The organism is Pseudarthrobacter sp. NPDC059871 (assembly GCF_042731175.1).
In the GTDB taxonomy this organism is placed as follows: Bacteria; Actinomycetota; Actinomycetes; order Actinomycetales; family Micrococcaceae; genus Arthrobacter.
On sequence record NZ_JBHWJV010000010.1, the window covers coordinates 199,023 to 219,058 of the forward strand.

General features: G+C 67.8%; 23 protein-coding genes. 6 read left to right on the forward strand and 17 right to left on the reverse strand.

The genetic code is table 11. The features are described 5' to 3' along the window. Positions 1 to 2 precede the first annotated feature (2 nt). The 3 genes from ACFV4R_RS14920 (at position 3) to ACFV4R_RS14930 (ending at position 2,706) form a co-directional block, all read left to right on the forward strand. The gene (locus tag ACFV4R_RS14920) at positions 3 to 512 is read left to right on the forward strand and encodes an SRPBCC family protein (protein ID WP_377203163.1); all 510 of its coding nucleotides are present in this window, start codon (positions 3 to 5) and stop codon (positions 510 to 512) included. Positions 513 to 559: 47 nt separating this feature from the next. Beyond that, on the forward strand, positions 560 to 1,747 hold the full coding sequence (locus ACFV4R_RS14925; RefSeq protein WP_377203164.1) for an MFS transporter: 1,188 nt from the start codon (positions 560 to 562) through the stop codon (positions 1,745 to 1,747). A 68-nt stretch (positions 1,748 to 1,815) separates the two neighbouring features. Then, a complete protein-coding gene (locus ACFV4R_RS14930; RefSeq protein ID WP_056075739.1) occupies positions 1,816 to 2,706 on the forward strand; it encodes a phosphatase PAP2 family protein in 891 nt (296 codons plus the stop codon). Between the two features lie 22 nt (positions 2,707 to 2,728). Here ACFV4R_RS14930 and ACFV4R_RS14935 read toward each other — a convergent pair whose 3' ends face one another. From ACFV4R_RS14935 to ACFV4R_RS14975, 9 genes are all read right to left on the reverse strand, one after another. Then, on the reverse strand, positions 2,729 to 3,079 hold the full coding sequence (locus ACFV4R_RS14935; protein ID WP_377203165.1) for a hypothetical protein: 351 nt from the start codon (positions 3,077 to 3,079) through the stop codon (positions 2,729 to 2,731). Positions 3,080 to 3,635: 556 nt separating this feature from the next. Continuing rightward, complete coding sequence (locus tag ACFV4R_RS14940) at positions 3,636 to 4,067, reverse strand: hypothetical protein (protein WP_377203166.1); 432 nt, start codon at positions 4,065 to 4,067, stop codon at positions 3,636 to 3,638. A 50-nt stretch (positions 4,068 to 4,117) separates the two neighbouring features. Further along, positions 4,118 to 4,771, reverse strand: coding sequence for a signal peptidase I (locus ACFV4R_RS14945; RefSeq protein ID WP_377203167.1), 654 nt, complete (start codon positions 4,769 to 4,771; stop codon positions 4,118 to 4,120). After that, the gene (locus tag ACFV4R_RS14950) at positions 4,761 to 5,366 is read right to left on the reverse strand and encodes a SipW-dependent-type signal peptide-containing protein (RefSeq protein ID WP_377203168.1); all 606 of its coding nucleotides are present in this window, start codon (positions 5,364 to 5,366) and stop codon (positions 4,761 to 4,763) included. The genes ACFV4R_RS14945 and ACFV4R_RS14950 overlap by 11 nt, the downstream gene beginning before the upstream one ends. Before the next feature lie 70 nt (positions 5,367 to 5,436). Next, entirely contained in the window at positions 5,437 to 5,976 is a 540-nt protein-coding gene (locus tag ACFV4R_RS14955; protein WP_377203169.1) for an alternate-type signal peptide domain-containing protein, read from the reverse strand. A 172-nt stretch (positions 5,977 to 6,148) separates the two neighbouring features. Further along, entirely contained in the window at positions 6,149 to 6,865 is a 717-nt protein-coding gene (locus ACFV4R_RS14960) for an esterase/lipase family protein (protein WP_377203170.1), read from the reverse strand. Between the two features lie 63 nt (positions 6,866 to 6,928). Continuing rightward, the gene (locus ACFV4R_RS14965) at positions 6,929 to 8,143 is read right to left on the reverse strand and encodes an FAD-dependent oxidoreductase (RefSeq protein WP_377203171.1); all 1,215 of its coding nucleotides are present in this window, start codon (positions 8,141 to 8,143) and stop codon (positions 6,929 to 6,931) included. 88 nt (positions 8,144 to 8,231) lie between these two features. Beyond that, on the reverse strand, positions 8,232 to 9,449 hold the full coding sequence (locus ACFV4R_RS14970) for an MFS transporter (protein WP_377203172.1): 1,218 nt from the start codon (positions 9,447 to 9,449) through the stop codon (positions 8,232 to 8,234). Between the two features lie 65 nt (positions 9,450 to 9,514). Next, positions 9,515 to 9,940 (reverse strand): hypothetical protein, encoded by a 426-nt coding sequence (locus tag ACFV4R_RS14975; RefSeq protein ID WP_377203173.1) that lies wholly within the window; start codon positions 9,938 to 9,940, stop codon positions 9,515 to 9,517. A gap of 185 nt (positions 9,941 to 10,125) precedes the next feature. Between ACFV4R_RS14975 and ACFV4R_RS14980 the strand changes: the two genes are divergently transcribed. Both ACFV4R_RS14980 and ACFV4R_RS14985 read left to right on the forward strand, forming a co-directional pair. Then, a complete protein-coding gene (locus tag ACFV4R_RS14980; RefSeq protein WP_377203174.1) occupies positions 10,126 to 10,491 on the forward strand; it encodes a hypothetical protein in 366 nt (121 codons plus the stop codon). Positions 10,492 to 10,645: 154 nt separating this feature from the next. Further along, a complete protein-coding gene (locus ACFV4R_RS14985) occupies positions 10,646 to 10,969 on the forward strand; it encodes a hypothetical protein (RefSeq protein ID WP_377203175.1) in 324 nt (107 codons plus the stop codon). A gap of 147 nt (positions 10,970 to 11,116) precedes the next feature. On the opposite strand, the gene ACFV4R_RS14990 is transcribed toward ACFV4R_RS14985, so the two are convergent. The 6 genes from ACFV4R_RS14990 to aztB all read right to left on the reverse strand — a co-directional run bounded on the left by ACFV4R_RS14990 (position 11,117) and on the right by aztB (position 18,221). Beyond that, positions 11,117 to 12,886, reverse strand: a complete 1,770-nt coding sequence (locus ACFV4R_RS14990; protein WP_377203176.1) for an EAL domain-containing protein — start codon at positions 12,884 to 12,886, stop codon at positions 11,117 to 11,119. Next, positions 12,883 to 13,713 (reverse strand): alpha/beta fold hydrolase, encoded by an 831-nt coding sequence (locus ACFV4R_RS14995; RefSeq protein ID WP_377203177.1) that lies wholly within the window; start codon positions 13,711 to 13,713, stop codon positions 12,883 to 12,885. The genes ACFV4R_RS14990 and ACFV4R_RS14995 overlap by 4 nt, the downstream gene beginning before the upstream one ends. A gap of 148 nt (positions 13,714 to 13,861) precedes the next feature. Further along, positions 13,862 to 15,073 (reverse strand): zinc metallochaperone AztD, encoded by a 1,212-nt coding sequence (gene aztD / locus ACFV4R_RS15000; protein WP_377203178.1) that lies wholly within the window; start codon positions 15,071 to 15,073, stop codon positions 13,862 to 13,864. A 67-nt stretch (positions 15,074 to 15,140) separates the two neighbouring features. Next, entirely contained in the window at positions 15,141 to 16,112 is a 972-nt protein-coding gene (gene aztC, locus ACFV4R_RS15005) for a zinc ABC transporter substrate-binding protein AztC (protein ID WP_377203185.1), read from the reverse strand. A 2-nt stretch (positions 16,113 to 16,114) separates the two neighbouring features. Continuing rightward, positions 16,115 to 17,332 (reverse strand): hypothetical protein, encoded by a 1,218-nt coding sequence (locus ACFV4R_RS15010; protein WP_377203179.1) that lies wholly within the window; start codon positions 17,330 to 17,332, stop codon positions 16,115 to 16,117. Further along, positions 17,310 to 18,221, reverse strand: coding sequence for a zinc ABC transporter permease AztB (aztB, locus tag ACFV4R_RS15015; protein ID WP_377203180.1), 912 nt, complete (start codon positions 18,219 to 18,221; stop codon positions 17,310 to 17,312). The genes ACFV4R_RS15010 and aztB overlap by 23 nt, the downstream gene beginning before the upstream one ends. Positions 18,222 to 18,268: 47 nt before the next feature. Between aztB and aztA the strand changes: the two genes are divergently transcribed. Continuing rightward, complete coding sequence (gene aztA / locus ACFV4R_RS15020; protein WP_377203181.1) at positions 18,269 to 18,901, forward strand: zinc ABC transporter ATP-binding protein AztA; 633 nt, start codon at positions 18,269 to 18,271, stop codon at positions 18,899 to 18,901. 15 nt (positions 18,902 to 18,916) lie between these two features. Here aztA and ACFV4R_RS15025 read toward each other — a convergent pair whose 3' ends face one another. Together ACFV4R_RS15025 and lepB are read right to left on the reverse strand one after the other, a co-directional pair. Further along, on the reverse strand, positions 18,917 to 19,321 hold the full coding sequence (locus ACFV4R_RS15025; RefSeq protein ID WP_377203182.1) for an Hpt domain-containing protein: 405 nt from the start codon (positions 19,319 to 19,321) through the stop codon (positions 18,917 to 18,919). A gap of 137 nt (positions 19,322 to 19,458) precedes the next feature. Continuing rightward, entirely contained in the window at positions 19,459 to 19,905 is a 447-nt protein-coding gene (lepB, locus tag ACFV4R_RS15030) for a signal peptidase I (protein WP_377227115.1), read from the reverse strand. Positions 19,906 to 20,036: the final 131 nt, after the last annotated feature.

The window sequence follows — 20,036 nt, forward strand, 5'->3', positions numbered from 1 at the left end:
AAATGGCACAGGCAGGCAGCAGGACCATGGACGTGACCTTCCCCAGCGACGAGGAAATCCTCATCACCCGGACGGTGGACGCCCCGCCGCACCTCGTCTTCAAAGCCTGGACCACACCGGAGCTCGTCCGGCGCTGGTGGCCGGGACGGCGCGGCGAGATGACAGTGGCGGAGATGGACTTCCGGGTGGGCGGGAAATGGCGGTACGTCATGCTGGCGCACGGCGAAGCGGAGGTGGCCTTCCACGGCACCTACCGCGAGATCGAGCCGGACCAGCGGATCGTGCACACGGAGGTGATGGAGTTCCCGGGCATGGCGCAGGACAGCGAAGAAGGCGCAGTGGTCAACACGGTCACCTTCGAAGCGGCCGACGGCGGCTCCGGCACCAGGGTGAGCATCCGCACCCATGCGGGCACCAGGGAAGTCCGGGACATGATCGCGCAGTCCGGCATGGAGGGCGGCGTCCGCGAACAGTTCGAGATTATTGAGGAGCTCGCAGCCTCCCTCGCCTGACACGGCGCAGCACTCCAGGAGATGCAGCAGTTGTTACAGTCCATCGTGTGACTGAGTCCGAAACCCCCTCCCGCCACCAGGTGGCCACCCGCACCGCCACAGCCCCGCTGTACGCCGCCGGGTTTGTGACGGCCTTCGGTGCCCACAGCATCGCAGCCGGCCTGGGCGCACAAAGCGGGAACATCGGCCTGACGCTGCTGAACCTCGGCATCCTGCTTGCCCTGTACGACGTTGCTGAGGTCTTCCTCAAACCCGTGTTCGGCGCCCTCAGCGACCGGGTGGGGCCCAAACCGGTCATCGTGGGTGGGCTTCTGGCCTTCGCCGCCCTGTCGCTCATCGGGCTGTGGGCAGCGGACCCGCTCATGCTCGCCCTGGCCCGGCTGGGACAGGGCGCCGCCGCCTCAGCCTTCTCGCCGGCGTCGTCCGCCATGGTGGCGAGGCTCGCGCGCGGCGGCAAGGCGGGCGCCTACTTTGGCAAATACGGTTCATGGAAGAGCCTTGGCTACATCATCGGCCCGCTGCTGGGGGCCGGGCTAATCCTGGCCGGCGGCTTCGCCCTGCTGTTCGGCGCCCTTGCCGTGCTGGCAGCGGCCACCGCCGTGTGGGTGCTGGCGGCTGTACCGCGTCTGGAGCCGCTCCCCCGCCAGCGCTACACGGTCATGGACCTGGCCCGGCAGGTGGGCGAGCGCAGGTTCTGGGTTCCCACGCTGGTCCTCGCCGCCTCCACCGGTGCGCTCGGCGCGGCCATCGGATTCCTTCCCGCACTCGCTACCCGCCACGGCATGGACGCCTTCGCCGGTACCGCCGCCGTCAGCGTCCTGGCGCTCGGCTCGGTGCTGACCCAGCCGTGGATGGGCAGGCTGCGGGACCAGGGCCGGGTCACGGACAACAGGGGCACGACGGCGGGGCTCATCCTGATTGCCGCCGGCGTCGCACTGCTGGCGGCCGCCCCCGCCGCGGCCACCATCTTCGTTGCGGCGGCGGCCATCGGAGTGGGCATCGGCGCCGCCACTCCCTTGGGCTTCGCGCACCTGGCGGACAGCACACCGCCTGAACGGATGGGGCGCACCATGGGATCGGCCGAGCTCGGCAGGGAACTCGGCGACGCCGGCGGCCCGCTCCTGGTGGGTGGCGTGGCTACGCTGACGGCCCTGCCGTTCGGGCTGGGCGCCCTGGCGCTGGTGGTGGCAGCGGCCAGCATTCCCCGGCTGCCCCCAACCGGCCCGCCCGCTTAGTGAACACCGACGGCGCGCCCAGCACATGCCGAGAGGCCTCCCAGCTTTCTATGACACCCTTAACGGCGATGACTTCCTCACGGCAAACGCACCCCAGGACGCCTGCCCGGCCCGCACCGGGATCGGGTTTCCTGTTCGTGCTGGCCACCCTGGCCTGTGTTGCCGGGCTCGTGGCCACGTACTACTACTTCGTGCAGACCACCACTGGGCAGTTCATCGATGAGTCGGCCCTGGTGGAAGCGGTGGACATCCACGGGCCGGCCGGCAAGGCGACCACCCGGTTCCTGGACCTGCTGCCCACCATCTCCCTGGTGATGGCCGCCGTCGTAATCCTGTTCGTCACCGTGATCCGGAAGCACTGGACCGAAGCCGGGATCGCTGTGGCGGCGTGCATCGGTGCGAACGTGGCCACGCAGGTACTCAAGGACCTGCTTCCGGCCCGGCCGGACAAGGGCGTGGTGACCCTGGAGCTGAATTCGCTGCCGTCCGGCCACACCACCCTGGCGGCGTCGGCTGCGGCGGCCGTGTTCCTGATGGCCTCACCTCGCTGGCGGCCCATGGCCGGGTTCGTGGGCGGCACGTTCGCCATTGCCTCCGGGGTGTCCACCCTGATCAACCAGTGGCACCGCCCGGCCGATGTTGTGGCGGCGTTCCTGCTGGTGGGGGCGTTCATGATTCCGGCCGGGTGGCTGATCCTGCGGCGCGGAACCTGGATTGCCTGGGAGGGCTTCAACAGGCACATCGGCTCGGCCAGGATCTGGCTGGTCCTTCCGGTGCTGATTGGCCTTGCCTCCGCGGCGGTTGCGGCCTATTCGCTGATCCGGATTGCGCCGAGCCCGTGGCAGGAAACCAGCACCACCAACTACTTCTGGGCCGGGATCTCGCTGATCGTGATCGCCGGATACCTGGCCACGGTGGCCACCACATCGCTGTTCGCCTTCGCGGCGCGGCGCCGCTGACGCCAGGGACGCTGCCGCTCCGCTACTCCCCGCCAAAGTGCGGCGGGATGCCAAAGCCGGGCTGCCCGCCGTCGGGCTCCTCATCCATGGCCGCCGCGAGCTCAATCGAATCGAGGTACCGGGCCGCGGGCCGGCCGGTGGCCACCGCGAGTTCCTCGAGGGACGCCAGGTGTTGGCGGGCAAGTTCAATGGCCACCCGTTCAAGGATGTCCGGGCCGTTCCTCATCACCAGGTCACCCAGGAATACCTGCATCCGTCCGGGAGGCGTTCCGCCGCTTTCGAGGTCCGCGGCCGCCAACCGGGTCAGGGCGGCAGCGGCCAGGGCAGGCTTGTCACTGAATAGTTCCACCAGCACCACCCCTTCCGTGATCACGGGGAAACCACGGACCCTTTGCTCCCAAAATATCCCGGGCCACGCAGGACGGTAGGGCCTTCCTGCCCTTAGTGAGACGCTTTTGGGCGCGGATTGGTTCAAATCATGACGCGAAGTTGAGTGTTCCTTGCGGCAGATCCGGCCGGACCTTGATCCGGTTACCGGATAGTAGCCCTTACCGGGTTGCTGGGACCCGGCATCGCGGCTCCTGCTGGAGACGCCCCAATGCTCCTGGCGGCGTTTTGAAGTGGGCGCCGCCAGGAACCCACTTCCCAGTCACGCGAAGAACCGCTCCCGCCAGGGCAGCGGTTCTTCGCCTTTAACGGCTTGTTGCCCCGGCGGTTCCTGGCCTTGGGTGATCCGCGGGGCGCTCCGGCCGGCCGCCTCCGGCCGTCAAGGCCCCTGGGATCCTCGCGAGTTACCCGCGGTCCCCCTGCTGCCGACGAAAATTTCCGGCCCTAGACCACACCAGCTCGGCAGAAGCTGGCGCCGCCCTCGGGGGGGGTGGTGGCGGCGCCTGCTTCCGCCGAGCTGGCGGACTTCTGGTGGCCAATTCCTAAGAACAGGTGATCTCGCTGTTGCCGTTTCCCTTCCGGATAGACCGAAAAACCGAAGCCGACGAATTGTCCTTGTAGGTGACGGTCACCACGATGTCGATCAGCCCGGTGCTCTGGCCGCTGACGAGGGGGTGCCCTGTGGTGAGAGTAATCTTGCCGCTCGTGTTGGGCGCCGTAATCTGCCAGTCCGAATAGGTTGCCGAGGAGTTGACCGCCGAGACAGAAAGCGTGGCCGGCAGCTGATTCGACGAGAGGGTGGTATTCGGCGCCACCGTAAGTTCCACGGTTTTCTTCGATGGGTCGGCACACGACAGTGTGAAGGCGGGCCCAGCCCAGGAGCCAGCCGCTGTGACGGTCATGGTGGCGGTGGCGCTTTGCTGCCACAGGGCCGACGCCGCAGTCCCACCGACCCCCAGCATGACGGTCAGCACGAAAGCACCGACCGCAACCGCGGCCCCTGGCAGGTTCCGGAACGTACGCATTAGGCCACGGCTCCGGACGGATCCTTGCTGCCGCGGGGCTTGCGGACTGATTTGTAGACGGTGATGGCGCCGTAGCCGATGAGGCCGACGGCGGCCAGGACGGTCCAGGTGTCCCGGTCCGCGTTGCCCAGGGCGTTGGCGACGAAGCCCACATACGGAACGGCGTAGAACAGCTTGCCCTTGACCTGGATGGCCCGGACGGGCTCCGGATCGTTGGCGCCGTTGTTGTCGCCCTTGGTGATCAGCGTCTTCTCCCCCGCCTGGGTGGAACCGAAACCGACAATCCGGTGCGTGTCCACGTCCGGCCGGCCGGAATACATCTGGAACGTGATGACATCGCCGTACTTGAGTTCGTCGAACGCCACCGGCTTCATCACCATGAACGTACCCGGCGGGAACTTCTGCACCATGGACTTGGTCAGGATGGTGTAGGACTGCGAGCCGGTTGCCACCGGAATCACGATCAGGACCACGGCCGCGAACAGCGCCACGAGCATGGCGGACATGCTCAGGATGCGTCCGACGGCGGCCCACGCCCCGGTGCCCTTGCGGCGGCTTGCGTCAGCGTCCGACGGCGACGGGTTGGCGGAGCGGGACTTCTTGCGCGATGCGCGGGCCGGGAAGGCCGGCCCGGCGGTCAGGTCAGCAGCCACCGGACACCCCGCACTGACGGGCGGTGAGCGGAAGGGTGATGTTCACTGCTTGTCCTTTCACGGAGCTGGGGGCCGCGGAGCTGAGGCTGGCCTGGAAGCAAAAGATGGTGGAACCGTTTTTGGCCACAGTGGGCGAGTCAAGCCCGCCCGCGCCGATAGCCAGATAGCCGGCGCTGTTGCTGCATTCTGTGGTGGAGGTGGCCCGCTTGGCGGTGACGCTGATGTAGCTGGCCAGGGTCCCGCCGCTGACATTGGTGATGGTTGGCTGGCCCGCCGTGATGACGGTGTTGAACTGGCCACCGGCGTTGGTGTTGTTGGTGACCTGCACCCCGCCGTACACCGGGGTTCCCGGCCCCAGCGTGCCTGCCGGAGACAGCGTCAGGGTTGCTGCCGTTCCGTTGGCCAGCGTCATGTTGGTGGTTTGGCCCGAGTTGACTGCCGTCATCGCCATATCGAACGATGCCGAGCTGACTGTCCCGGGAGTCGCAACAACTGTGGCATTCCAAAGGGCGTAGCTGCCCTGAATGGTGAGGAGGCCCAGGAGCACTGCTGCGGCGACCAGGGCCGCCGCCTGCAGTGAGCGCTTGATGCGCATGGTGTCTCCTCCTGGTCTGTTTCCTTATTCTGCTGGCCGGGCGGCCCGAGGGCCACCCGGCCGTGTCAGGTTAGGAAAGACCGGTCTGGGCCACCTGGGTCAGCTGGAACGCCACGTTATTGAAGTTGTAGCTGGCGGTGGTGTCCGCACGGCCCGTGGTGGTGGACAGGAATTCAAAGGTGATGGTTGCGGTGACCGTCTGCGCGGAACCGGTGGGCTTCAGCGGGTTGGCCACGGCCGTCCCACCCAGGGTGAGGGCCGGCGCGGAGACCGACACGTTGGCGGCGGTAAATCCGTTGGTGGCGCTGATGCCTGTAGTGCTGACGTCAGCGGCCATCTTGTTGCCTACCAGGGTGACGGTCAGGTCCTGGGTGAAGGTGAGCTTGTCGCCCGGAACCACCTTGTAGGTGTTGATGTCGATGGTGGTGCCGGCCCGGTCCTTCCAGACGCCGGCGGCGGTCTTCGCGACGTTCAGGTCGCCGGCAACGATGGTGCCGGGAGCCGCGGTTGCCTCGGCGTTCCAGTTGGCCAGGGTGCCGCCGCCGCCCAGCAACAGTGCTGCGCCTACGGCGATGGCTGCGGTTCCCTTGATCAGAGTGCTGTTCTTCATGATGTGTCCCCTCAGACTTTGCTTACTTGGGTGGAAGTTGTCTTGCTGGGAACAACAATGCACAGCCAAACGCAGGAACAAAGCGCAGAAAGAGGCAAAGAAAGCTCAAGTTATTTGAAAGTTAAACCACGGCCTGAACAGGGCTTTTACCGGTGAGGGCTGAAAAGGGGGCTTACAGCGCAGAGCCGGGCTGCGGGAGGGCCAGCTGCTCGGTGATGATCCGGGCGGTCTCCGGGTCGCCGAGGATCCGGAAGTGCCCGGCCGTGGGGAGCGCGATATTGGTGGCGCCAGGCAGGACGCTCCCCTCCGGGATGTGCGGATCGAACGGGCCGTAGATGGAGGTGATCCTGCTGTTGATGGCTTCCTCGCGGGCCAGCTCCAGGGTCAGGGCGTTCCGCGGCGAGAACATCCGCAGGCTCGGCAGCAGCATGTACCTCGCGTAGCTGGAGCCGGAAAAGGGGGTGCACACCGTGATCATTCTGCTGATCCGGTGCTCCGGGTCCATCATCAGCATGGCGTACTTGCCGATCAGCCCGCCTTTGCTGTGCGCCACGATGGCGGCGTCGCGCAGCCCTGCCTCCTCGATGTGTTGGGCCACCAGCCGGGCCGCTGCCGGGATCTCAAGCTTGTTCCGCTGCAGGACCGTGACCACGTGGACGGGGTGGCCGGCGTCGTGGATCCGCTGAATCAGGGGCAGCATGAACTGCCAGTTTTCGTACACCCCGGGGATGATCACCACGGGGTTCCTTGTGCCTTGGTGGAAGGACCCTGGCTGCACCCGGGACAGCACGCCCTCCACCTGGCACATGGCCGCGTACGCATAGTCCTGCACCCACCACAGCGCCTTCTGCAGTGGGCTGGTCCGAACCCGAGTCCCCGTTTCACCCATGTGTCGAGGATAACCGCGCTCCGGCGGGTACCCACCAATCCCTTCGGCCAGACTCCCCGCGGGTCAGAAGATCTGCGGGTGTTCGGGGCGGAACCCGATGCCGATGAACCGGGCTGCCGCCCTGCGTATCCGCGGGCCGAAGGCACGTAGAATCCACTTCGCCGGCCGGGGAACGAAGGCGCGCCGGCCGGGGCGCCGAGCGATGGCGCGGTGGCCCAGGCGCTGGATGCGCTGCATCTTCCGGACCGGCACCTCCCGGCGCTTCTGCACCGCTGCCAGCGTGTCGTCGCGCACCTCGCCGCGGGCCAGCCCGGGCGTGACGGCGTTGGCGAGTGCCACGGCATCCTGGATGGCGTAATTGACGCCGACGCCGAACATGGGCGACATCGCGTGGGCCGCGTCCCCAATGGCAATGAAGCCGGGCCGGTGCCACGTCTGCAGCCGGTTGATCTTCACGGACAGGAGTTTGATCTGGTCCCAGCCCACGATGCTCTCCGCCGGGACGGCAAGGTGGGAAGCTGCGGCACCGATGCGGGCTCGGAACGCCGCAAGCCCTTCGGCTTTGATGCTGTCCAAGCTGTCCTTCCGGATGATCATGCCGGACTGGTAGTAGCTGCCCCGGTCCAGGGTCAGCACCATGCCCTTGCCGGAAACGTATCCGAGCGTTGGCGGAAGCGGGTCGCGGGGCTTGGGCAGGTGGAACCACAGCACGTCGATGGGCACGCCCGAGCCTGTTGGGTAAAGTCCGGCGTCGTTCCGCAGCGACGATCCGCGCCCGTCGGCCGCCACGGTCAGGGGCGCGCGGACTTCCAGGGCGCCGTCAGTATCCGTGGCCCGCACCCCGGCGACGCGGCCGCCGTCGTGAAGTATTTCATCTGCCCGTGTGCTCATCCGGAGCTCGAACCCCGGCAGCACCGAGGCCTCGGCCGCGAGGAAGTTCAGGAAATCCCATTGCGGGGCGAACACCAGGAAGTTGTCCGGTGCCGGCAGGGTGCCAAAGTCCGCGATGGTGAACCGCTCTCCGTCGAAGACCGCGTCCATGGTGCTGATGCGGGTCAGCGGCAGGTCAAGGAACCGCTCCAGCAGGCCCAGCTCGCGCAGCAGGGTGATGGTGGACGGGTGGATGGTGTCACCGCGGAAATCACGGAGGAAGTCGGCGTGCTTTTCCAGGACGGTGACCTGCAGGCCATCCCGTGCGAGGAGGTAGCCGAGCACCATACCGGCGGGCCCGCCCCCAGCGATGACGCAGTCCCGCTGGATGCTCCGGGGAGTGTTCATGGGTACAGTGTCCACCCACAACAGACCGTTGCCCTATCAGATGGAGTCCCTAAGATGCGGTTTTGGGGACTCCAAGTGATGGCGCACGTCAGTAGTTGCGGCGGTGCTTCAGGCGGGGAATTACGACGGCGAACACGGCCGCCGCCGCGAACCCCAGGATGCCAGTGGCTGAGATCCCCGCGCCCAGGGATGCCACGGCGGTCACCCCGGAGAGCAGCAGCGGGCCGCCTGTGGAACCGGCGTCGGCCATGAACCGCCACAGCCCCAGGAACTGGCCGCGGCCTCGGTCCGGCGAGAAATCGGCCCCCAGCGTCATCACCAGCCCGGAACTGATGCCGTTGCCGAACCCGATCAGCAGCGAGGCCAGCAGCAGCCCGGTGAACGAGCCCGTCAGCGGGATCAGCACCAGCGCCGCCCCCATCAGCAGGGTGGACGGAACAGCCACGAACTGCCGGCCCTTGCGGTCCATGAGCTTCCCGGCGGGGTAAAACACCAGCATGTCGATGGCCCCGGACAGGCCGTAGATGAGGGAGGCGGACGTGGCGTCCATGCCCAGGTGGTCGGCCCACAGCGGGATCACCACCTGCCGCGAGGAGCGGAGCGCGGACAGCAACAGGATGCCGATGCCCACGGAGAGGAAGACCCCCGCGTGGGACACCGCGACACTCCGCAGCGTGGGCTGCGGGCCTGGCCTCCCGCCGTCGGACGCGTCCGGAGCGGCCAGGTCCGGGATGGTGAGGGACAGCAGCGCGGCCGCCGCCATGGCCACCACACCCACCCAGTACGCGCCGTTGATGCCACCAAACTGCATCACCGCAGCACCCAGGAACGGCCCAATGAACACGCCAATCCTGTTCACGCCGCCCAGCGTGGACAGCGCCCTGGCCCGGAATTCCACCGGCACCGCCTCGGTGAGGTACTTCTGCCGGGCCAGGCCAAAGACACTTCCGGACATCCCGACGACGGTCATCGCCACGGCGAGCAGCACCAGGCCGTTGGGCGCAAGGGAGGACAACCCGGCGGCGGCGAGCGCCAGGCCGGCGGCGACGGACGCGCCCACGATGGACCAGCGTTCACCGAACTTCAGCGTGACAAGCGACGCCGGCAGGTTGAAGAACCAGGACCCGAGGCCCATGAGGGTGACGATGAGGGCTGCCACGGCGACGGTGGCGCCAAGGTCGCGGGCGGTCAGGGCCACCACGGGAAGGATGGCCCCCTGCCCCAGGCCAAACAGCAGGGTGGGTCCAAAGGCGGCCACCGCAATGCTGCGCAGGTTGAAGGGCTGGGAGCCACCGGGGGAAGTCATCAGATTTATCCTAGGGCGGCACCCTCCTTCACCCCGGCGCGCAACGTCGCCCCGCGCAACAGAAGCTACTGCCGGGTCCGGGGTGCCAGCCCTGCCAGTGACCGGATCAAGGCCACCACCTCCACCACGGCACCGATAACCGAGCCCACCATTCCCAGCGCCAGGAACACCCGCCCCACCAGGGGCCACCCGGACCAGCCATCGCCGAAATCAAATGGGAAAACGTCCCAGAGACGGAGCAGCGCGGCCATTCCGAAGCCGAGGACCACCAGGTTTCCCAGGGCCTGCAGGCCCCTCGACCGGACCACCACGAAGGCGAGGTTCACGATGATGCCGGCAATGAGGGCGGCATTGACGGCGTCAAGGACGCGCGTCATGTCCGAAGTCAGGAACGGCACCATGCGCCAGCCGGGCCACATATTAATGGCCCACAGCAGGACAGCATTGACGAGGACGGAGCCAACGCCGCCGCCGCGGCTGGTCGTAGCCATGCCACCAGCGTGGTTCCGGGCTGCCTCGGTCCGGAAGTGCCGAAGGTCCCGCGGGGCGGGCTGAACGGCAGCGCGGACCTGCCTTCCCCGGGCAATAAATTCGGGGGTCACAAACCGCCCGCGGAGGAGTACATTTCGCCTTAGGGGTGCTGATCCGCGCCCCCAGCCAAGGGGAGGTCAAGGCAATGGGTGAAGTGTGGATCCGTACGCTCGGCAACGGGCTGGTCCGGGCAGACAGAGTCACAGAAATTTCATCCACCCGCGGATCCCTCCACGAGGACCAGGGGTATTCGTTGAAGGTCATCGTGGACGGCAAGGGCCATGTGCTCATTGACGATGCGGACCTGCAGGGCTCCCTTGGTGATCGGCTGGAGTATGCCCGGCACATGGAGGACGCCCTGCTGCTTGCCATGGATGAGGCCCGCGAAAACGATGCCTCGGTGGTGGTGTCCTTCGAGCCCGAGCGTCAGCGCTGGTCCGTGGCTCCCGCGGCGGTGCTGACCGGGAGGCTTCCGGACCTGGCCGGCAGGGTTCCCGAAGCAGTGGGCTGACCTGCAGTCACAGGATCAGCATCAACCCGTCTTGTAATAAATTCGTCAAAGTGTTGCGTGGATCACATCCACCCCCTACTCTGTATGAGGCTGATGAAAACGGCCACGCAAAAAGCTGCAGCGTCGCAGCCAATGCCGGGGAAGGCTTTACATCTTGAACTCTAAGCTCCACATTGTTGTCCGTGTTGATCTCGACCACGCACGTGCGAAGGTGATTGCAAAGGGGCATATCACCGTCCACAGCGTCAACGCCCTGTATGTAGTAGCAAAACGGGCCAACTCCTTGAAGGAAGGGCTGGACCTGGAACTGGACATCTCGCAGGCCTTCGTGGATGAAGCCGCACTGGAGATGCTCCGGACCGCGTCGGAAACCCGACATCTGCCCACCAGGATCGATCCGCTCCAGGCACCCTGCACCATCAGTGTCCTGGCACCGCGCCGCAAGCTCCCAGCCGCCGCCACCCGCCTGGCCGCATAGCGAAGACCCTGGCACCACAGAGCCCATGCACCGGGCCCGCGTGCCAGCCATTCCTGAAAGTTCCGCCCCTCGCCCTGTCCCATTGCCGCTGAACCCACACATACGGGTGGCGGCACCGGACGGGGCGACGTGCGATTAAGGGCGTAGTCAGGCGTGCGATGCCAGCCATTCCCTGAGCCGCGGCTCAGGAAGCGGGCGGGCGAAGAGGTAGCCCTGGGCAAGGTCGCAGCCCATGTCCTGCAGCGTTTGGGCCTGGCCGGAAGTTTCGACCCCCTCAGCCACGGCCCGGATCCCCACCGCGTGGGCCAGGTCGATGCAGCTGCCCACTATCGCGGCGTCCCCGGTGTCCAGCCCCAGCCCCATGATGAAGGACCGGTCAATCTTCAGTTCGTTGATGGGGAATTTCTTCAGGTAGGTAAGGCTTGAGTAGCCCGTGCCAAAGTCGTCGACGGCGAGCCCAACGCCCAGGTTTTTGAGGGCGGTCAGGGATTCCACGGCCGCGCCGGGATCGGACATCAGTGCCGTTTCGGTGATTTCGAGCAGCAGCAGCGCCGGGTCCATGCTGCGCCGCTCCAGGGCGCCTTCCACCATGTCCACCAGCCCGGGATCGTTGAGCTGCCGGGCGGACAGGTTCACGGCAAATTCCAGTCCGGCACCGTGGTGGTCATCCCTGCGCAGGCTTTCGGCCAGTTTCAGGGTCTCGTCCAGCACCCACGCACCCAGCGGACGCACCAGCCCGGATTCCTCGGCCATGGCAATGAATTCCGACGGCGGCAGCAGGCCCCGGGTGGGATGCTGCCAGCGCACCAGGGCCTCCACACCGCTGGCCCTCCCCGTATGCAGGTCAATCCGGGGCTGGTAGTGGACGCGGAGGGCGCCTTCGCCGATCCCCCGGCGCAGTTCGCCGAGGGCTCGAAGCCGGTCCACAGCCGGGTCCGATGGTGCCGGCCGGTGCAGTTCCCAGCGGTTCCGGCCCCGTTCCTTGGCCCGGTACATGGCGATGTCCGCACGGCGGATGAGGTCCTCAACAGTGTCATCCCCGCCCCGGGCAACCGCGATGCCGATGCTGGCCGAAGTGACGATTTCAATGCCCTCGAGATGGATCGGTGCCGCGAGGACGTCCAGCAGCCGGGCGGCCAGGGCGGCCGCTTCCTCTGTCCCGGCCACCGCGTCCAGCACCACGAACTCGTCGCCGGACAGCCGCCCCACCGCACCGGGCGCCTGGACAGCGGCGGCCAGCCGTCCCGCAACGGACACCAGCAGGTTGTCTCCGGCTCCGTGGCCCAGGCTGTCGTTGACTGCCTTGAAGTGGTCCAGGTCAATGAAGAGGGCCGCCAGCGGATTCCCCTCACTCATGCTGTCCGTTGCTGCCCCGGCAGCCGGCACTGCGCCAAACCGGGCCTTCAGGCCGGCCCGGTTGGGCAGGCCGGTCAGGGCGTCGTGGAGGGCCAGCCGCTGCAGTTCCTGCTCCGCGAGGGCACGCCTGGTATCCGATTTCTCGGCGGCGCGCAGGGCGGATACCAGTTCCTTCTCGTACAGCCGGCGCTCGTGGGCGCTGAAGATGATCACGCGGACGCTGTCCGGTTCCTGCCCCGACGCCGCGAAACGCGAAGCCGAGAGCAGCGCTGGCCGGCGGACGTGGTCGGCGCCGATGATGTCCACGGCAATCTCGGACACCGAGCCTGTGATGCCCAGCTGCGGGATGCAGTGGGTGGCGTAGAGGATCTGGTCGCCCACTGGCATCAGGGATTGCAGTTTCAAGCCGAGCAGCTTCGCCCGGCTGTAACCGGTCCACCGCACGAAGGTGTCGTTGACCGCGGAGATGTGGCCGGCGTCGTCCGTGATGAGGTAGCCGCACGGCGCCTGGTGGAAGAGCGTCTCGAAGTTGGCCACGGGCCGGCCGGCGGTGTCCGTCACGGGCGTGGATGGAGGTAGTGCAGGATGGCTGCGGCCGTGGCTTCGGGAGCGCTCACATGGGGGCAGTGGCCGGTTGCCGTCAGCTGGACCAGGGAGCTGTTGCCGAGCTGCTGGTGGACGTAGGAACCCACCGCTGCCGGTGCCAGCAGGTCGTCGGTGCATTGCAGGATCAGGCTGTCGCACTGGACCTGCGGCAGGACGTGGCGGGTGTCGGAGAGGAAGGTGACGCGGGCAAAGTGCCGGGCGATGGACGGGTTGGTCCGGCAGATGCTGCTGCGGAGCTCTTCCGCGTACTCGGGGGTGTCTGGGTTGCCCATGGCTATCGGCGCCAGCGCCTCAGCCCAGGCGAAATAGTTGCTGTCCAGGGACTCCAGCAGCCCTTCGATGTCCTCATTCGAGAACCCGCCCACGTAGCCGTCGTCGGCGTCGTCCGTATATCTGGGCGACGGGGCCACCAGGATCAGCCTGGCAAAGCGTTCCGGTTCGCGGGCCGCGGCGATCAGGGCGATCATGGCGCTGACGCTGTGGCCCACCAGGATTACGTCCTCCAGGTCCAGTGCCTCACAGATCTCCAGGACATCGGTGGCGTAGCCGTCCAGGGTTCCGTACTTTTCCCGGTGGTACGCCTCAAGGTCGGAGTGGCCGGCACCCACGTGGTCGAAAAGCACCACCCGGTAGTCGGCGGCGAAGTAGGGCACCAGCCGCCGCCACATCTCCTGGTCGCAGCCATAGCCGTGGGCGAACAGCATCACCGGACCGCCCGCGCGGCCCAGCATGGTGACGTTGTTGCGATTGGCAACATTCTCTGCGGTGAGTGCTCCGAGCATGATCCAGCCCCTATGCAATAGGCAGGGTGACTTCTTCCTCAGATAGTAGTAGCGGCCGGCCCGGAACCAACCACAAATTTCGCGCAAGAGCGCTGGGAGCCGCGGACGCACCCGCCCGCGGCTCCCAGGAACAAGCCAGGATCAGCGCCTAGCCGGTAACCCCGGTCAGCTCGTTGGGTGCTGCCTCCAGCGTGCCGGTACCGGTGATCTTCCCGCTTTCGATGTCGACGGCATGGATGGTCTTCGACGCCGGATCGGTTACGTAGGCGGTGTGCCCGTTGACAAACAGGGTGGGCCGGGGCTGCTGCCAGTCCAGCGGTTCCTCCCACGGCGCGGTCACCGGGAAGACGTTTTTGACAGCCGCTGTTGCGGGGTCGATGACGTGCAGTGCGCCGTCGGTGCCGAGCACCAGGGCTTCGCCGTGCGGTCCCCGGCCCAGGGAGCGGAAGCTGTAACTGGTGCCCAGGTCCACGAAGGCCAGGGATTTCGTCTCAGTGTTGATCAGGGAGACGGTCTGCGGCCGTTCCAGTTCGGCGTCTTTGTCCTGCTTGTAGTCGCCCAGGGTCACCGGGGATTCGTCAGAGCCGGCCTGGTTGCCGATCCTGCCGTATTCAGTGGGGCTCACCAGTTTGGTGATGGCGCCGTCGGCGTAGATCAGGACGCCGGTCTGGCATCCGATGACCACTGCTTCCCCGGCTGCCGTGGCCTCACCGTGGACGCCCGGGCAGTCCTCGTTCCGGGCGATTTCCTTGCCGTCGGCGTCCGTCACCACAATGCCGGGCCGTTCCTTGTCGTTCCCGAGGGTGAGGACCAGCTCGCCGTTGGCAAGTTCGACGGCGACGCCATGGTGGGCTTCTTCGGCGCGGTGTGTTTCCACGCGGGGCTGTCCGGCGGCCAGGTCTGCGGAGTTGAAGACGGTCACCTCGCCGGTTCCGTCGCTGAAGAGGATGGTTTTTCCGTGGTGGCGGACCACGTGGCCGGGCTTGGTGGTGGGGAAGACGATGTCCGTCATGGCGGGTTCCTGGGCGTAGTGCTTGCCGCCGTCGGTCCACGCCCCGGTGTCCAGGACCTCGAATCCCTTGGCGGTGGAGATGACCACGTGGCGGCCGTCGCCGGCGGGGTTGATGCGGTTGAATCCCTCCAGGGGAAAGTCGGCCAGCACCTGGAAGGTTTCCGGGTCAAGGACCTGGATGCCGCCGTCGTAGGTGGTGACAAGGCGCGGCGCGGCGGTGTCCACGGTGGCGGCCTGGGTTGGCGCCGGACTGGCGGGGCTTGAGGCGGCGGTGCCGCAGCCGGAGAGCAACAGGCCGGCGGCAGCCAGCACTGTCATCAGGCGGACGGGTGCGGTGCGGTGATACATGGGTGGTTCCTTCTTTATGGGTGGGGAGCTCCGGGAGCGGAGCCCAGGTCTGTCTGGTGGAGCCGGGTCAGGCCAGGGCCCGGGTGATGCGTTCGGCGTTGGCGCGCATCATGCCCAGGTAGGTGCCGGCGTCGGACCCTTCAGGGCCCAGGGATTCGGTGAACAGCGGGACCACTGCGATGTCCTCGCCGGCCTCGGCGGCCAGCACTTCGGCCAGCCGGGCGGGCTGCGACGAGTCGGCGAAGATGGCCCGCACGCCGGCGGACCGGATCTTGCCGGTGAGGTCGGCCAGGTCCGTGGGGCTGGGTGAGGCGAGCGTCGTGCCGCTGGGGATCACGGCACCAACTACCTCGAAACCGAACCTGTCGGCCAGGTAGCCGAACACGTGGTGGTTGGTGATGAGTTTGCGCTGGCCGGGGCCGATGCCGGCGAATCCGGCTTCCATGGATGCTTCCAGTTCCTGCAGTTGCCGGGTGTAGCTGGCCGCCTGCGAGCGCACGGCACCGGCGTCAGCGCCGGGTACGTGCTCACTGACTGCCACGGCGATGGCATCCGCGGCCTTGGCCACGCGGGATGGGTCGGTCCAGAAGTGCGGGTCCGGAGCGCCCTGTCCGGACTGGGTGAAGGAGAGGGGCCCGACGGCGTCCAGCACCGGCAGCGCCGGCACACCTTCGGCTTCGGCTGCTTCCACATGGTTGAGGACGTTCTCTTCGAGGCCGCCGCCGTTGTGGATGATGAGGGCCGCATTTTCGATGCCGGCGGCCTGCCGGGCGGAGATGCCGAAGGAGTGCGGATCGGCATTGGCTGCCATAAGGACCACCACCTCGGCCTGCTCCCCCACCACGTTGCGGGTGATGTCGCCCAGGATGTTGGTGGTGACCACCACCGTGGGGCGGTCCGCGGCGGCGGCTGAGCATCCGCCCAGCGCAAGCCCCAGGCCGATGCCCAGCACCAGCAGCGCGCCCAGCCTGGCCGGCCAGCCTGCTGTCCCGGTACGGTTCCGCCCGGCAACCCGGCCGCGCCGCGCGCCCGCGCCCAGCCTCACAGTCCGGTCTCCAGCACGATGTCGGCGGCAGGAACCTCGAAACTCCGTGCCACCCGCAGCCCGTCCGCGTAGTCGATCTCGTGCACAGCGGAGCGGGCGGGGTCGCTCACATAGGCCCGGGAGGTGTCCACCAGGATCCGCGGAGCAGCGCCTCCCGGGGCGGCGGGTGCGAGCAGCGGAACCTGTGCGTCAACGGCCCCGGTGGCAGGGTTCAGGGTCAGCAGTGTTCCCTCGGCCGCAACGGCCAGTACCCGGCGTCCGTCGCCCACCGCGGACGCGGCAACCACCGGAGCCGGTGTGGGCAGGAACGTCCACTTCCGTTTGGCGGCATCGAGGTGCCATACCCCTGCGTCGCCGGCCGCGCCGGCCAGTTCATTGGACCCGGGGCGGTGGTCCAGGTGCGCGGCCGGCGGGCGGCCCCCGCCGCCGTCGGGATACGGAATCTTCTCCGCGCTGAAGGTGCCGCCGTCCTCGGTGACCAGCAGCGCCCCGTCCGAGCATCCGATCACGATGCCCGCCCGGGTGGCGGCGTGCCCGGCCAGGCCCGGGCAGTCCTGCCGGCCGAGCACCACTGTGTCACCGGCGTCGCGTACTTCCACCCCGTGTGCGGCACCGGAACCGGTGGTCACGGAGGCCAGGAAGTGGCCCTCGTAAGGCACCACCACGCCGGTGTGAGGTGAGGTGGTGATCCGGGCGGACTCCGCCAGGTTGCCGGCGTCGAGATCCTTGTGGCGGTACACGGCCGCGTACCCGCCGGACTCCGAAAACACCGCAATGGAGGTACCGTCACCGGCCACAGCCCCCGCGTCCGGAACCTGCAGCAGCCCCACGGACCCTGGCTCGGCGCTGTAGTAATGCTTGTGCTCGCCGTGGTCAACGGTCCAGGCGCCGGTATCGAAGACCTCCACCCCGGCATCCGTGGCCATCAGGGCGTACCGGCCGTCGCGGAAGGCGGCAGTGACGGGACCGTCGGTGCCGGCGGCGGAGTCCTCACCGGTGAGGAGCGAAAGCAGCTGCCCCTCCCCCGTGGCGGCGTTGAGGGTGAGCAGGCCGGTCTGTGGTTCGGAGTTTTCCTGGGCTCCGGCAACGTAGCCGTGCGGTTCAGCGGCTTCCGGCGTGGATGCCACGTCCGCGCCGGGCCCGGCGCAGGCGGAGAGCAGCAAGGGCAGGACGAGCAGGAGGGCGCCAGTTCTAGGCGTAGTGGTGCGGGGCACGGGTTTCCTTTTCCGGGAGTGTGGTTGCGGCGGGGACGACGGCGGCAGCGGCCAGCGCACCGCGGCGCGGCTTGGGACCGCGGGTGGCGGAGTGGCAGAGGGCGGAGGCGAAGTAGGACAGGGCGGCAACCAGGGCGATGGTGGCGCCGGCGGCAGTGGACGCGTACCAGGAGATCCACAGTCCGGCCACCACGCTGAAGACGCCAATGACGGCACCGAGGGCCATCACCGCCGTCACGGACCGGGCCCACACGAGCGCCGCCGCGGGAGGGGCGATCAGCAGCCCGAACACCAGGAGCGTCCCCACCACCTGGAAAGAGGCAGCCACGGCAACGGTGACCATGCCCAGCAGCACGGCATGAGCCAGGCGGGGCCGCAGCCCCAGGCTTGCCGCCTTCTGCGGATGGAACGTGGCCGCCGCCAGCGCGCGGTGAAAGAGCGCGGCCACCCCCAGCACCAGGCAGCCGACGACGGCGAGCAGCGCCACGTCCTCCATGCCCACCGCCAGCACGTCCCCAAAGAGCGTGCCGGTAAGGTCCACGGCGAACGAGCCGGAGGCGGACACGATGATGACGCCCAGCGAGAGCATCGCCACGAAGAGCAGGCCGATGGCTGTGTCCTGGGAGACGCGCCGGTTCCGGGTGATCGCAGAGACGCCTGCCGCCGTTGCCGCGGCGCTGAGCGCAGCCCCCAGGAGGAGGTTGCCGCCCAGCAGCGACGCAATGGCGATGCCGGGGAGCAGGCCGTGGGACATGGCGTCGCCGAGGAAGGCCATGCCGCGCACCACCACCCACGTGCCCACCACGGCGCAGACCACAGCCACCAGGCTGCCGGCCAGGACGGCGCGCTGCACGAAGGAGGCGCCCAGGGGTTCAAGTATCCATTCCATCGCCGCCACTGTATCTTAATAAGAATCATTATCAATAAAGGAGCAGAATGGACGCCGTCAGGTTCAGCAACGTGGGGTACGCCTATCCGGACCGGCAGGTACTGTCGGGCGTCAGCCTGGCGTTCTCGCCGGGGACGCACACCGTCCTGACCGGGCGGAACGGCTCCGGAAAGTCCACGCTGCTGGCCATGGCCGCCGGGGTCCTGGCTCCGGACAGCGGAACCGTCACCACCCAGGCACGCCCCGCCTACGTCATCCAGCACATCGAGGCGCCGGACACCATGCCGTGCACGGTGCGGCAGGCGGTGGAAATGGGACGCTGGCCGCACCGCCGGGGACGCCCGCTCCGGGCCGCGGACCGCCAGGTGGTGACTGACAGCATGGAGCGGATGGGGATCATGGAGCTTGCCGGACGGCAGCTGCGCGAGCTGTCCGGCGGCCAGCGGCAGCGCACGCTGATTGCCCAGGGGCTGGCGCAGGACTCCCCCATCCTCCTGCTCGACGAACCCACCGCCGGACTGGACGCCGAGGCTCACCGGCTGATCCGGGCAGCCGTGGCGGCGGAGTTGCGGCGCGGTACCACCGTCCTGGAGGCCAGCCATGACGCGGCGGACATTGGGCGGGCCGACCGGGTGATTTCCGTGTCCGGCGGTCAGGCAACCGAGACAACTGTCCTGTGATCGACGGAGACGCCCCTAAAGGAGTGCGCCGGTGTGCTGTGCCTGCAGGTGGTCGATGGTCCGCATCGCGCACCGGTTGACCGGCGTGTAGAAGACTACTGCCAGCTTTGGCAGCCTGATGGTTTCCGCCTCGTAAGCAGGTCCCCGGAGTTCCTCCTCCAGGTCCAGCATCAGGCCGGCCAAACGCTCCGCGCCCACCATCTGGCTGGCGACTTTCAAAGCCCTGACCGCGTCAAGGGCGCCCGCCGGGTCGGCGGTGGACAGGGCGAGCCGCAGCCGGTCAATCCGGCGCGGCAGGCCCGTTAGGAAGTCGTCCACGAAGACCTGCCGGCACCCGTCGCCCTGCTCACGCTCGAGCCCCAGTTCAAGGAGGAATGCCTTGTCCACTACAGGACGCTCAGGGGTTGCGGGGATCTTCATGTCCGTCCTTCCGGGCTGCTTTGCCACCAATTTCCAGCAGGCTAGCCACGGCTGATTGGGGTTAGCTTGGCGGCGGAACGGCCCGTCCGGGGAGCCAAAGGTTCCTCCAAGGTGGCGGCACACCAGGCCCCGGGAGGCTACTTTCCGCCGGTCAGCAGGGTGCCCTGAATGGCGGTGAGCGGCACGGCACCGTAGTCCCGGGAATCAATGGACACACCCCTGTTGTCGCCCAGCACGAAGATGCTGCCGGGAGGAACGGTCACGGGGCCGAAGTACGTGGCGTCGATGCGGCTGTGGTCGATGAACGGCTCGTCCACGTGCAAGCCGTCCACGTAGAGTTCGGCGTCCCGGATGGCCACGCTTTGCCCCGCCACGGCAATGACCCGCTTGATGGCCACATGGCCGTCTTCCGGGCTGGTGAAAGCCACCACCGCGCCGCGGCCCACAGTGCCTGACGCCGCGGCCGGTTTGTACACGAGCACCACCGAGCCCTGCGCGATGGTGGGTTCCATGCTGTCCGATGGCACCGTAAAAGGCTCCACCAGCCAGGCCCGGGCTCCGAGCAGTGCCAGGCCCGGGACCAAGGCCAGGGCCAGGCGGCGCGGAACGCGCCGCCCTGTCCACTGCTGTGGCGACGACGGGCGGGGGGGGGGGGGGGGTGACCCCCCCCCCCCCCCCGGCCGGGGGGTGTGGGTGGGGGACGCGAAGAGGGGGC